This window comes from Amycolatopsis sp. NPDC004079 (assembly GCF_040610415.1).
Lineage (GTDB): Bacteria > Actinomycetota > Actinomycetes > Mycobacteriales > Pseudonocardiaceae > Amycolatopsis > Amycolatopsis halotolerans.
In genome coordinates, this window is the sequence record NZ_JBEXMH010000036.1 from 58,025 (window position 1) to 70,706 (window position 12,682).

The window sequence follows — 12,682 nt, forward strand, 5'->3', positions numbered from 1 at the left end:
GCGATGTCACAGTCGGTGACATGTTCTGGCTGCTCCCCGACACCTGGACGCCGCACGACGAGGCCGAGCTGGTCGCCGGATGGCGGCTCTGGCTCGAGCTGAGCGACCGCGCGTGGCCCACCGCGTCGTGGGACGGCACCCCGTCCGGCGCGGTGGGCCCGTTGCGCGAACTGCTCGACGCGTGCGACGAAATCGAGCGCACCTGCCGGGAAACGGCCGAGCCGTCCGCGGAGTTCACGGACCTCGTTCAGCCGCTCGTGCTGTGCGCGAGCGCGGTCATCTGCCTCTGGTGGGACGACCACGCCCCGCTCGACTCCACCCGCGCCAAAGCGCTCCACGAGGACCTGCGCCGCTTTTCGGCCCTCGCGGAGCGCGTCCTCACGCTGTTGTCCGCCCACGGCGGCTGGACGGAGCTCGACGCGGCCCGCCGCCACCCGGCTTGAGCCGGTATTCGGCGAAACTGCTCACCAGCGTGCCTTCGCCTTGGGTTAGTGCGGGCAAGGCCTGTTCCAGTTCGTGTGCGGAGGCGGCCGGAAGGTGTCCGTCCACAGTGCATCGGTCACCGGTGATCACTGGCTCTCCGGGTACTGTGCGAAGTTCGACGAGTTTGCGCAGCACCGCGCTGGTCGCGGAAGCGGGTGCTTCGATCTCGAACGCGTGGACCGGTTCGTACACTCGCGTTCCGGCCTGGCGCAACGCTTCCTGCAGCACCAACCGGGTCATGCCGCGGAAATCCCCGGCGGTGCTGGCTGGCGGGTAGAACGCGGTATCGGTCAAGGTGACCACGCAGTCGATTACTTCCCGGCCGTGCAGGCCTTCGCGGAGGATTTCGTGCACGGTGTCTTCGACGGCTTTGTGAAACGACAGCGGTAGCGAGCCGAGTTCGACTTCCAGCCGGTAGTCGGTGCCGGAACCAGGTGGACCAGGGTCGACGCGAAGTCCGACTGTGGCCCAGAAGAACACGCGCTCGTCGGGGGCGGGGTGGCGTACGCGGTGTCCTGTCCCGTGTAGACGTTCGACTAGCAGCGGGCGTGATTCCTCGAATTCGGCGGCGATACCGAACTCTTCGGTGAGCGTTGCCCGAATTACTTCCTTCTGTACTTCGCCATACAAACGGACGGTGATTTCCTGATCCTGTCGGCGGATGCTGATCAGCGGGTCCTGTTCGGACAGTCGCGTCAGCGCGGTGTACAGCGCGCTGGTCTGGTCGGGATCGACCGGGTACACGAGCGTTTCCAGGCTTGGCGGGGCGAAGAACCGGTTCTGGGAAAGATCGGCGCTGTCGCCCAGCCGGTCGCCGATCCGGATCTCTGGCAAACCCCAGACGCGTGCGACATCCCCGGCCAGCGCCTCGCCGGACACCGGGGTCGCGCCGTGTTCGAACACCCGCACTGCGGACGGGCAGCCGACGCCTTCCGTGCCCAAGCGTCGGAACGGCACCGGTCGGCGCACCGCCAGCGAGCCGGAGAACATTCGCACGTAAGCGATTTTCTCGCCAGAACGGCCGCGTTCGATCTTGAAGACGGTGGCGTCGAGAGGTCCGTCCGCGCGGCGTTCGCGGGACGGCAGCAGTTCGTAAACTCCGGAGATGAGGTCGCGCACGCCAGCTCCGGTGACGGCTGAACCGAAGAAGACCGGATACACCGAGGCTGCGGCGACCTGACGCGCCAACGCATCGCGGTAATCCATTGAGGACGCGTTACCGGCCACATAGGACTCGAGGAAGACGTCATCGCCAGCGAGTGCGTCCGCTAGGCGCTCGTCGAAGGGCAGCGATGTCGGGCGGGCATCGGCGGTGCCGATCCCGGTCACCGTGCTCATCGCGACACAGCGCGGGGAAAGCTTGGTACGCAAGGATTCCAGCAACGAGTTTTCGCGAGCACCGGTGCGGTCGATCTTGTTCACGAACACGAGCACCGGAATGCCGAGCCGGACGAGCGTGCGCATCAGCACGCGGGTCTGAGCTTGCACGCCTTCCACCGCGGACACCACGAGCACCGCGCCGTCGAGCACGCCGACGGCGCGTTCGACCTCCGCGATGAAATCCGGGTGGCCAGGGGTGTCCACGAGGCTGAGCCGGTGGCCGGGCGTGCTGACCGCTACGACGGCGGACTTGATGGTGATGCCGCGCCGGCGTTCGAGGTCGAGCGAATCGGTCTGGGTGTCGCCGTCGTCGACCCGACCGGCGTGGTCGATCACGCCGGTCTCGAACAGCAGACGTTCGGTGAGGCTGGTTTTACCTGCGTCGATGTGCGCCAGGATGCCGATGGTCAGTGCTTTCATGCGTGCGGAAGTCCTCAGATACGGGTGACAGGCCGAACTGGGGTCGATCGGACTGTCGGCGCATCGGGGCTCCTCGCACGTCAAAAACCGGAAAACACGGCCGCGAGCAGGCGGCCACTCGCGGATATCGGCACGGTAGCGCCGGGCCGGGCGCGGTGTACAGCGAGTTTTCGGTGCCTGTCGGTTTCCTGTCGATCACTGGCTGACACCCCCGCGGCGGTGTTCGGTGCCCTACCGTGAGTCGGATCAGTTGAATTTTCACCTACTGGGAGCTGTCTCCATGTTGACTCGAGTCAAGGACGTCGCGCTGCTGCTCGGCCGCATCGGCATCGCGGTGGTGTTCTTCGCCCACGGCCTGCAGAAATGGGACAGCGGCGTGGGCGCGACCGCCGACATGTTCAGCCAGATCGGCATCCCGCTGCCGAGCGTCTCCGCGTTCCTGGTGATCGTGCTCGAACTGCTCGGCTCGATCGCGTTCGTCGTGGGCTTCCTGCTGCCGGTGGTCGCGATCGGCTACGCGATCAACATGGCCGGCGCGCTGATCTCGGTGCACGCGGCACACGGCCTCACCGGTGAGGGCGGCTACGAGCTGGTGCTGGTGCTCGGACTCACCGCGCTGGCGCTGGGCTTCAACGGTGGCCGGCTGTCCCTGGACCACGTGCTCTTCCGCCGTCGCCGTCAGGGTGCGGGAGAACTGCAGAACGCCTGAGTACGTCGTGAGTGGTGGCACCGGTGAGGACCGGCGCCACCCACTCACGAGGTCAGGTCGGCGGTGGTGCGTTCGGCCTCGCGGCGGGCGGACAGTTTCGCCGGGTCGGCGTTCGTCACCTGGACCAGGTGCGCGCTGGCGGCGAGCGGGACGAGCAGGCCGTCGAGTACGCCGTCCGGCACCGTCCAGTCCATCGTGGACAAAACTCGGTCGGCAGCGGTCAGGCCGAGTTTTGCCGCGCGGGCAGTGGCTTCCGCCCACACTTCGTCCACAGTGGAGGAACCGAGCGCCGGGGTGTCGCCGGTGGCCGGCTGCGTCGGGAAGAACTGGTCGCCGGACATCCGCGCCTCGGAGAGGTAGTCGAGCGCTCCGCCGGACGGCGGCGTCGAGAGGCCGCGGCCCATCGGGTCGAGCGACACCACCGCGACGGCCGGGGCGTCGATCTCCTCGTCCGGGCTGGTGAACACGACCCGCGCCCCCTCGGGCTCCGCGACCACGCGGGCACCGCACCACCACGCGCCGAGCAGCACGCCCGCGGTCTGCCAGTGCGCGGGCAGCCGCACCGCGACGGCGTCGCCCGGCTCCACGTCGAACTCGTCGACCAGCCAGTTCGCCGTTTTCGCGGCCCAGTTCTGCATCGTCGCCACGGACAGCTCGACCCGGCTGCCGAGCCGGTCGTCGTAGTGCGTGATCAGCGGTTTCGCCGGCGAGGCAAGAAGCGGGCGCAGCAGCTGCTCGGTGAGGCTCATGTCCTCAGGCTAGTCGCGGCGTCAGTCGACGCAGGGCACGCCCGGGATTCCCGAGTCCAGGCCCTGCGGCACCGCGCCGGCCGCCGCACCGCCGCCTCCGTTGCCTCCGGTGCCCCCGGTGGTGGTGCGTCCGGCCAGTCCGGCCACGAACTTCTGCACCGCGGCCGGGTCGACCTCGACGATGCTCTGCCCGTCCTCGCTGCGGCCGTTCGTGGTGATCACCGGGATCGTCGCGAAGGCCAGGTCGCCGGACGCGACGCCCTTGACCTGCTGGGCGAATTCGAGCACGTCGAGGCTGTCGTCGAGGACGAACGACCGGTGCACCGCGTCCATCAGGCTGTTCAGCGTGCTCGGATTGGCGAGCGTGCCCGCGGACAGCACCTTGCGCATCGCCGAGGACAGGAACGCCTGCTGCCGCTTGATCCGGTCGAGGTCGCCGTTCGGCAGGTTCTTGCGCTGGCGCACGAAGGACAGCGCCTCGCCGCCGCTCACCGTCTGCACGCCGCGGCGGAAGTTCGCCCCGGAGTCCTTGTCCGACGTCGCGTGGTTGAGGCACACCGGCACGCCGCCGACCGCCTCGGTGATCAGATAGAACCCGAGCAGGTTGATCTCGGCGTAGTGGTCGATGCGCGCCTGGGTGAGGTCCTGCACGGTCTGGACCAGCGCCCGTCGTCCGGCGGCGTCCGAATCGCGCGCGATCTTCGCCTGGTCGTGCTCGCCCTGTGCGCGTTCCTCCTGCTCAGCGTGCGCCTTGGCGACGCCGTACGCGGAGTTGATCTTCGCTTTGCCGCGGCCCGGAACGTCGACCCAGCTGTCGCGCGGGATCGACACCGCGGACGCCTTGCCGCCGTTCTTCGGGATCCGCAGCAGGATGATGGTGTCGGTGTTGATCCCGGCTTTGTCCTCGGTGCGCAGCGACTTCAGCATGCTCAGCGGGAGCGGATTGCCCTGCTGGTCGGTGCGCGCGTCGCTGCCGACGAGCAGGATGTCGGTGCCGCCGTCGTCGGCGGGCGGGGCCGGGGGTTCGCCGGCGCGCGGGGTGAGGACGTCGGCGGTCGCGACGTTGTCCTGCAGCTTGTCCTTGGTGACGTACGCGTAACCCGTGCCGCTCAGCGCGAGCAGGGAGACGAGGCCGATCGCGACGCGGCGCGTGATCCGGGTGGCCCGGCCCGTGCGGCGCGGCGTCTCCGGCGGCGGAGCGGGGCTCGACGGCTGGGGGAGTTCGACGCGCGGGTGCGGGGAGGGCTTCCATTCGGGAGCGGCTTCCTCTTCCGCGGCGGCACCTTCGGAGCTGGCGGCGGCTTCAGTGCTGCTGGCACCCTCGGCGCTGGCGACACCCTCGGTAACCGGCTCGGTTTCCTCGGCCGCGGTGTCCTCGGTCACCTCTTCGGCTACGGGCTCAGCGGCAGCGTGCTTCGGCTCCGTCGTTCCGTCGGATCCGCGGTCCGAGGCGTCGGAAACCGCCGGACTGTCGGCGGAATCCGCCGTCCGGTCCGGTTTGTCCTGGTTTTCGCTCACCCCGGTTACCTCCCCGTTCACCAGCGTACGGCCTGCGGCGCGCCGGCACGCTGGGTGCTCGACTCTAGTTGACGCAGGGGACATCGCCCGCCGTGATGAGCGGCGCGGGTGAGTTCGAGGGTCCGGACGAAGGCGGTCCGGACGGGGGCGACGAGGGCGGTGCGGCAGGCGGGGCCGAGGACGTCGAGGCCGGCGCTCCGGCCGTGTCGCGCGCGTCCTTGCCGAGGATCACCCGGACGTGCCCGGCGGCGACGTCGGCGTCCGGTTCGGCCTGCGCGTTGCTGCCGAGGGTTTGGCGGACGAGATCGGCGGCGGCCTCATCGGACGGGTGGTAGCGCAGCACGGTGGTCGCGCGGGTGGACAGCTTCGTGCTCGTGCCGAGCTGGAAACCCTTGCCCTGCAACAGACTCCGCACCTGATCGGCGGCACCCGAACCGGAGCCGTCGAACAGTTCGACGGTGACCTTTTCGGCTCCCGGCAGCGGCGCGTTACTGGGTTCCGGTGCGCTGCCGTCGGAGGTCAGCCGGTTGATCTCGGCGCGGACCTTCGCCGGGTCGACGCGCAGCACGTCCGCGCCGCCCATCACCGCGTTGCCCTCGGTGGGGATGGTGTGGAACTCGACGTTGCCGCCGGTCAGCCCGCGCATCTGCTCGACGAACTCGGAGAGGTCCCAGCCCGCGGACAGCACCACGGATTTCTTCACCGCCTCGATGAGCTGCGCGATCCGCACCGGGTTGGCCAGCACGTCGGACGAGAGCACCTTGGTCGCCAGCCCGGACAGGAACGCCTGCTGGCGCCCGATCCGGTCGAGGTCGCCGTTCTGCAGGCCGTAGCGCTGCCGGACGAACGCGAGCGCCTGCACACCCTCGATGGTCTGCTTCCCGGCGGGCAGGTCGACGCCCGACTTCTTTTCCTTCACCGGGTTCTTGAGGCACACCTGCACGCCGCCGATGGCCTTCGTGACCTCGTAGAAGCTGGCCAGGTTGACCTCGGCGTAGCGGTCGATCATGCCCGGTTTGCCGATGAACTTCTCGAGCGTCGCGACGAGGTTCTTGCGTCCGGCGAGCTTGGCTTTCTCGTCGACGTCCTTGAGGTCGGCGTTGCCCTTGGCCTGCAGCGTCTTGGCGGTGTCGTTGTAGGCGTAGACGTACGCGCTGTTCAGCTTGTGCTTGCCGAAGCCGCCGGTGATCTCGACGTAGGAGTCGCGCGGGAAGGAGATGGCGATCGCGTGCTCCCCGTTCTGCGGGATGTGCACGAGAATCATCGTGTCGGTCTGCTTTTCGCCGTCGGACTCGCCGGCGTGCAGCATGTCGAGCACCTCGCGGGGCAGCGGGTTGCCCTGCGCGTCGGTGCGGCTGTCCTGGCCGACCAGGAGGATGTCAATAGCGCCGTCGAGCGGTTTCGCGTGCGGCTGCTGTTCGCCGAAGATCGCCGTGGTGGAGAAACCGGACTGCGGGTCGCCGATGAACTGCCAGCCGTACCAGGTCAGCGCGAGCACGACCACGGACACGACGGACATCAGGATCTTCCCGCTTCGCCGCAGCACGACGACCACGCCGCGACCGCGGTGCACCGGCAGCGGTGTCCCCGGCCATTCGGCCACTGTTCCTCCCCAGGATGCCCGCGCTTTTCGCGCTTTGCCCGACTCTACCGACTCTCGAGTGAGCCACCCGTAGGCTGGTGGCGAGAGTGCCCGGTCGGGCGGAAGGGTGGATGAGGATGCGGGTCCTGGTCACCGGCGGTGCCGGGTTCATCGGTTCGCACTACGTGCGGCAGGTGCTGTCGGGGGCGTATCCGACGCTGGCCGACGCCGAGGTCGTAGTGCTCGACAAACTCACTTACGCGGGCAGCGAGGCGAATCTCGCCCCGGTCGCCGACAGCGCGCGGCTGCGCTTCGTGCGCGGCGACATCTGCGACACCGCACAGGTCACCGAGCTGATGCGCGGCGTCGACCTGGTCGTCCACTTCGCCGCGGAGTCCCATGTGGACCGCTCGATCCTCGGTTCGGCGGACTTCGTGCTCACCAACGTGCTCGGCACGCAGACGTTGCTGCAGGCCGCGCTCGAGGCGCAGGTCGGGAAGTTCGTGCACGTCTCGACGGACGAGGTGTACGGGTCCATCCAGGACGGTTCGTGGTCGGAAGACCACGTGCTGGAGCCGAATTCGCCGTACTCGGCCTCGAAGGCTTCGTCGGATCTGATCGCGCGCTCGTACTTCCGCACGCACGGGTTCCCGGTGTGCGTCACGCGGTGCTCGAACAACTACGGCCCGTACCAGTTCCCGGAAAAGGTCATCCCGCTCTTCGCGACGAACCTGCTGGACGGCAAGAAGGTCCCGCTGTACGGCGATGGTCTGAACATCCGCGACTGGCTGCACGTGGACGACCACTGCCACGGAATCCAGCTGGTCGCCGACGGCGGTCGCCCGGGCGAGATCTACAACATCGGCGGCGGTACGGAACTGACCAACCGGGAGCTGACCGAACGCCTGCTCGCGGCGACCGGCGTCGGCTGGGAAATGGTCGAACCGGTGGCCGACCGCAAGGGCCACGACCGGCGGTACTCGGTCGACATCGCGAAGATCAGCGGCGAACTCGGTTACGCTCCGCGGGTGTCGTTCGAGGACGGTTTGGCGGAGACGGTGCGCTGGTATGCCGACAACCGGTCGTGGTGGGAGCCGCTGAAGGCCCGCGCCGCGCTCGGCACGTCCTGAAACCCTTGTCGCAGTAGGAGGTACGCCGGTGCGGCTGGCAGTGCTCGTGCCCGGCGGTTCCGGTCAGCTAGGCCGGGACCTGGTGAACACCGCGGGCCCGGAAACGGAAGTGATCGCGCCTTCGTCGGCGGAGCTGGATGTCACGGCTACCGGCCAGGTGATCGCCGCGGTGGGCGAACTGGCCGAGCGGGCCGCGGCTGCCGGAGCAGTGCCAGTGGTGATCAATGCTGCCGCGTATACGGCGGTCGATGCCGCGGAGTCGGACGAGGCCCGGGCGTTCGCGGTGAATGTCGACGGGCCTCGGGTGCTGGCTGCGGCTTGTACTTCGCGGCGGGTGCCGTTGATTCACGTCTCCACGGATTATGTTTTTCCTGGGGACGGGGATCGGCCTTATGAGGTTGATGACGCGTTGGGGCCGCAGAATGCTTACGGACGGACTAAGGCCGCTGGGGAGGACGCGGTTCTTGGTTCGGGGGCTTCGGCCTGGGTGGTGCGGACTAGCTGGGTTTACGGGAAGACCGGGGCCAATTTCGTAGAGACGATGCGAAGGCTGGAGTCCGAACGGGATCAATTGTCCGTGGTGGACGACCAGGTAGGGGCGCCTACCTGGTCGGCTGATCTTGCCCGGGGTTTGTGGGAGCTCGCCGGAGCCGTTGCCGCTGGGCGGGGACCTGCGGGGAAGGTCCTTCATTGCACTGGTGGCGGCGAGACTTCCTGGTACGGATTTGCCCGAGCGATCTTCGAGGAGATCGGGGCCGACCCTGCTCGGGTCACCCCCTGCACGACCGAAGAATTCCCCCGCCCCGCCGCCCGCCCTGCCTACTCTTTGCTCTCCAACGCTTCCTGGCGAGACGCCGGACTAACTCCTTTGAGGGATTGGCGCGCAGCTTTAAACAGCTACATCCACGCTTAAAAGACAAAGCGCCAGCCCCCTCCCTGCTCCCCGCTACGAAGCCGCCCTGCGGTCTGGGGGTGTTTGTCAAGGCATCTTTCCCGCCTTGACAAACACCCCCAGACCGTCAGCACAATCCCGGCTCGGGATGCCTTTGTCTTGGAGGTTCTTTTCCGGCTTCGCCGGCAGCGGTTTTATGCGGCGCTACGCCTCGGTCGCCTGGCGATATGCGTCCAGGGTACGTAGCGCGGTGTTGTGCCAGGTGAAGCTGGCCGCATGAGTTCTGCGGGCGGTGGACGTCGCGAGACCGTGGGGATCGATTACAGCTTGACGCAGGGCCTCCGCGAGGCCGTCAACGTCGTCATACGGGACCAAGGTGGCGCAGTCTCCCGCGACCTCGCGCAGGGCGGGAATGTCCGTGCAAACGACGGGGACATCCGAGGCCATCGCTTCCAAGACAGGCAAACCGAAGCCTTCATCCCGCGAAGGAAGCACAAGGGCGGCAGCACCAGCCACCACAGTCCGAAGGTCCACATCGGACAGATACCCAGTCTGTCCGGACCTCGGCAGCCTCGGAAACGGCCCAGGGCCAGCGAAAACCAGCGGCGGCAAATCCGGTGCGGCGGCATGGGCGGCGGCCAGCCAGTCCAGGCCCTTGCGCGGTCCGGCGGCACCGGCGAACAGCAGGTACTTCTCCGGTAGCCGCAGCTTCGCTCGCACTCCGTCGTCCGGCGGTCGAGCGGTGAACCAAGCCGGATTCACGCCTAGCGGGGTGGCGATGATCTTCGACCGGTCAACGTCCAGCTTCTCGGCGACCGCGTCCGCAACAGCCTCGGTCGGCGTGCAGATGACATTCGCTCGGTGTGCGCCACGCCGGACCAGTTCGGGCAGGGTTCGGTCGGAGTGGGCCAGTTCCTGAGGGGCGTCGATGAAAGCCAGGTCGTGAATGGTCAGAACTCCGGCGGCGCGGAGGCGGCCGGGGAGGACGAAATTCGTGCCATGGACGACATCGGTGGGGCCGGCGAACAGTTCCACTGGCGGCAGCTGGGTACGTAACCAGGTGGCTCGCAAAAGGCGGGCAGAGACTGGCATTCCCCGAGCCTGAACCCCATGCGGCAAAACGTGCCGCAATTTCCGCCAGCCCCGCAAAGTGAAAGCGACGGCGCGAAGGTCCACTTCGGACATCGAAGCGAGTTCTTCGCTCAGTGCGGCCGTGTACCGGCCGATCCCGGTCCGGGAACCGAGCAGGGGGGTGCCGTCTAGCAGGACGCGCAGCGGACGGTCAGCCACGGCGCAACCGTTCCCGTGCCACCTTCGTGACTCGTCCCGCTGCTCGCTTTGCCAACTCGCCCGGTCCGCCAGCGGCGAGATATTCCTTGACCAGGGCCAAATCTCGCCGTACCAGCGCGGCTCCGCGCACTGGGTCGCTGACCGTCAGGTCCGCGCCGCCGGGCAACCGGTCGGCGGCTGGGCGCGGGTTCCGGCAGAATTCCACCAGCGGTTTCAGTGCCTCCGGCCAGGCGTACCGCTGGGCGACCACTCGGATTCGTTCGACACAGGCGTCGGCGAATTCTCGGTCGTACAAGGACTTCTCTAACGCGTCTGCCAAGGCGCCGGCGTCTTCGGCGGGGACTACGACGCCGAGGTTCTCCGCGCGGACGAGGTCGGCGAAGGCATCGCCGTCTGTCGTCACGATGGGCAAACCGGCCCACAGGTAATCCAGAACCCGGGTGCGGAAAGCGAAAGTGGTCTCGACGTGTTCGTAATGCGTGGTGACGCCGCAGTCGGCGTCGAGAAGCCAGTTCTGCCGGTCCGAATACGGGACCCATTGTTCGTTGAAGAAGACGTTCTTGTCCGTGAGGCCCAGGGAATCCGCAAGCCGCACCGTACGGGCGCCGATATCCATTTCGGCGACCTCGGGGTTCGGGTGCTTCATGCCGAGGAACACGAGACGGGCGTCGTCGCGGCGGTGGCGGAGCAGGTCGAAGGCGCGGATCAGGGTCAGCGGGTCGAACCAGCTGTAGACGCCGCCTGCCCACAGGACTACGCGGTCGGATTCGCCGATGCCAAGAGAGGAACGCAAGCCCGGACCGGTGCGCGTCGGGGCCTGGGGGGACAGGCCGAAGGGGACGACGGCCAGCAGCGACTGAGTGGTCGGGTCGGCGTCGTAGAGGCGCGGGGACAGGCGGCCGAGTGCGGCTAGGTGGCCTAGCCAGAAGTGTCGCTGGCGTTCGGAAGCGCAGAGGAAGAAATCGGCGCGTTCGAGTTGGGCGTCGAGGACTCGCGTGACACCGGCGAGGTCGAGAGCGCGCTGGTCGTCCGGGGCGTCCTTGCCCTGTTCCAGCAACTCCAGGTGCATCGGGTCGTAGACGTCGGCGACCACGATTTTGTTCTCGTGCTGCTTCTTCAGCGACGGGGCCAGTTCCAGTACGTGGCCCTGCAAGATCACGACGTCCGCCCATTCGATGGGGCCGTCGAGATCGCGGTGTTTGCCCGAGCTGACCTGGAAGGCCGCGGGCGGGGGCGAGACCAGCGGGTTGGTGGTCATGAGGTGCACGTCGTGCTCGGCTGACAGCGTCGAGGCGATGTTCCACGCGCGGATCGCGGGGCCGGCCATTCGCTCGGTGATGGAGTCGCCGGTCAGGACGAGGATCTTGCGGCGCTGGCCGAAGACGTCCTTGATGCCGAACGCTTCCACCAGAATTTCGTGCGCGCGCAGGTAGTCCGGCAGCGGGTAAGCGGGCTCAAGTGCCTTGCGCAGCAACGGAAGCAAGTCGGCGTCGGTGCGTACGCGGGCGGTTTGCTCAATCGTCCGCGACTCGGCCAGCGAAGGCATCATCTCGACGAATCGGTCCACCGCCAGCACTCCGGCGAGCGTGGTGCGCGGGACCGAGATGTCTGAGGTGTCGACTGGGCCGACGCCCTTCTCGAGGTTCAGCTGCTCCGGATCGATGCCGCCGCGTGCGGTCGCTCGGCGGACGGCCAGTGCGAGTGCGGCGGGCAGAGCGCGGGCGAGGGATTCGTCGGAGAGGTTTTTGTACAGCGCGGCCAGTGCGTTGCGTTCCAGCAGGAAGGTCTCGCGGCCGGTGTCCGGTGCGTCGACGGCGGACATGGTGCCGTGGTGGCGGTGGTAGGTGAGCGATTCCGGCACGTAGCGGACGCGCCAGCCGCGCAGGTTGAGGCGCCAGCCCAGGTCGACGTCCTCGTAGAACATGAAGAAGCGCTCGTCGAAACCGCCGAGTTCGGCGAAGACCGAGGCGCGCACGAACAGGGCCGAGCCGGTGCCGAAGAGGACGTCCTTGGCGACGTCGTGCTCGGCCTCGGGCACGTCCGCGAGCGGGCTGCCGGCGTGGCGTTTGTAGCCCATGCCGAACCAGGTCAGACCCGCGTCCACGAAGTCGGTGCCGGTGCCCTCCCAGTCGACGACCTTGCTCGCCACCGCGGCGACGGTCGGTTGCGCGCGCAGTTCGGCGACGGCCGCGGAGACCCACGCCGGAGCGGGGCGCGCGTCGTTGTTGAGGAAGCCGAGGACAGTGCCGTTCGCGTGTTGCGCGCCGAGGTTGCAGCCGCCCGCGAAACCGGTGTTGACCGGCGATTCGATGAGCTGGACGTCCGGCACCGCCGCGCGGATGCGGGCCGCGTCGTCGCCGCCGGAAGCGTTGTCGACGCAGATCAGCTCGACATTCGCGTAGTCCAGGTCGGCTCGCAGCGCCCGCAGGCAGGTGATGGTGTCGTCGGCGCCGCGGTAATTCACCACGATCACCGAGACGAGCGGTTGCGGGTCCCCCACTGCCAAGACGAGCTCCTCCGTCGAATTTC

Annotated in this window: 10 protein-coding genes; 4 read left to right on the forward strand and 6 right to left on the reverse strand. The window is 67.9% G+C overall.

Annotation, left to right across the window (positions count from 1 at the left end):
• The first annotated feature begins 20 nt into the window (after positions 1–20).
• Positions 21–443 carry a hypothetical protein gene (locus ABZX37_RS30610; protein WP_344288753.1) on the forward strand — a complete coding sequence of 141 codons (423 nt, stop codon included), beginning with the start codon at positions 21–23 and terminating at the stop codon, positions 441–443.
• On the opposite strand, the gene ABZX37_RS30615 is transcribed toward ABZX37_RS30610, so the two are convergent.
• Positions 379–2,283 carry a translation factor GTPase family protein gene (locus ABZX37_RS30615; RefSeq protein WP_354745376.1) on the reverse strand — a complete coding sequence of 635 codons (1,905 nt, stop codon included), beginning with the start codon at positions 2,281–2,283 and terminating at the stop codon, positions 379–381. The genes ABZX37_RS30610 and ABZX37_RS30615 overlap by 65 nt on opposite strands.
• Before the next feature lie 280 nt (positions 2,284–2,563).
• On the opposite strand from ABZX37_RS30615, the gene ABZX37_RS30620 reads away from it, so the two are divergent.
• A complete protein-coding gene (locus ABZX37_RS30620; protein WP_354745378.1) occupies positions 2,564–2,992 on the forward strand; it encodes a DoxX family protein in 429 nt (142 codons plus the stop codon).
• A gap of 44 nt (positions 2,993–3,036) precedes the next feature.
• Here the strand turns inward: ABZX37_RS30620 and ABZX37_RS30625 are convergent, their stop codons facing one another.
• The 3 genes from ABZX37_RS30625 to ABZX37_RS30635 all read right to left on the reverse strand — a co-directional run bounded on the left by ABZX37_RS30625 (position 3,037) and on the right by ABZX37_RS30635 (position 6,862).
• Positions 3,037–3,741 (reverse strand): TIGR03089 family protein, encoded by a 705-nt coding sequence (locus ABZX37_RS30625; protein ID WP_354745380.1) that lies wholly within the window; start codon positions 3,739–3,741, stop codon positions 3,037–3,039.
• 21 nt (positions 3,742–3,762) lie between these two features.
• Positions 3,763–5,259 (reverse strand): LCP family protein, encoded by a 1,497-nt coding sequence (locus tag ABZX37_RS30630; RefSeq protein ID WP_354745382.1) that lies wholly within the window; start codon positions 5,257–5,259, stop codon positions 3,763–3,765.
• Positions 5,260–5,323: 64 nt separating this feature from the next.
• Complete coding sequence (locus tag ABZX37_RS30635) at positions 5,324–6,862, reverse strand: LCP family protein (RefSeq protein ID WP_354745384.1); 1,539 nt, start codon at positions 6,860–6,862, stop codon at positions 5,324–5,326.
• A gap of 116 nt (positions 6,863–6,978) precedes the next feature.
• Between ABZX37_RS30635 and rfbB the strand changes: the two genes are divergently transcribed.
• Positions 6,979–7,971 (forward strand): dTDP-glucose 4,6-dehydratase, encoded by a 993-nt coding sequence (gene rfbB, locus ABZX37_RS30640; RefSeq protein WP_354745436.1) that lies wholly within the window; start codon positions 6,979–6,981, stop codon positions 7,969–7,971.
• Positions 7,972–7,999: 28 nt separating this feature from the next.
• Positions 8,000–8,884: a dTDP-4-dehydrorhamnose reductase gene (gene rfbD, locus ABZX37_RS30645; protein WP_354745385.1), complete on the forward strand. Its 885-nt coding sequence runs from the start codon at positions 8,000–8,002 to the stop codon at positions 8,882–8,884.
• Positions 8,885–9,067: 183 nt separating this feature from the next.
• Here the strand turns inward: rfbD and ABZX37_RS30650 are convergent, their stop codons facing one another.
• Together ABZX37_RS30650 and ABZX37_RS30655 are read right to left on the reverse strand one after the other, a co-directional pair.
• Positions 9,068–10,153, reverse strand: coding sequence for a glycosyltransferase family 1 protein (locus tag ABZX37_RS30650; protein ID WP_354745387.1), 1,086 nt, complete (start codon positions 10,151–10,153; stop codon positions 9,068–9,070).
• Entirely contained in the window at positions 10,146–12,659 is a 2,514-nt protein-coding gene (locus ABZX37_RS30655) for a glycosyltransferase (protein ID WP_354745388.1), read from the reverse strand. The genes ABZX37_RS30650 and ABZX37_RS30655 overlap by 8 nt, the downstream gene beginning before the upstream one ends.
• Positions 12,660–12,682: the final 23 nt, after the last annotated feature.

Excerpts from the sequence above, each read along its gene's own strand:
- ABZX37_RS30610 (WP_344288753.1), top strand. The coding sequence starts at position 21 with ATGTTCTGGCTGCTCCCCGACACCTGGACGCCGCACGACGAGGCCGAG.
- ABZX37_RS30615 (WP_354745376.1), bottom strand. The coding sequence starts at position 2,283 with ATGAAAGCACTGACCATCGGCATCCTGGCGCACATCGACGCAGGTAAA.
- ABZX37_RS30620 (WP_354745378.1), top strand. The coding sequence starts at position 2,564 with ATGTTGACTCGAGTCAAGGACGTCGCGCTGCTGCTCGGCCGCATCGGC.
- ABZX37_RS30625 (WP_354745380.1), bottom strand. The coding sequence starts at position 3,741 with ATGAGCCTCACCGAGCAGCTGCTGCGCCCGCTTCTTGCCTCGCCGGCG.
- rfbB (WP_354745436.1), top strand. The coding sequence starts at position 6,979 with ATGCGGGTCCTGGTCACCGGCGGTGCCGGGTTCATCGGTTCGCACTAC.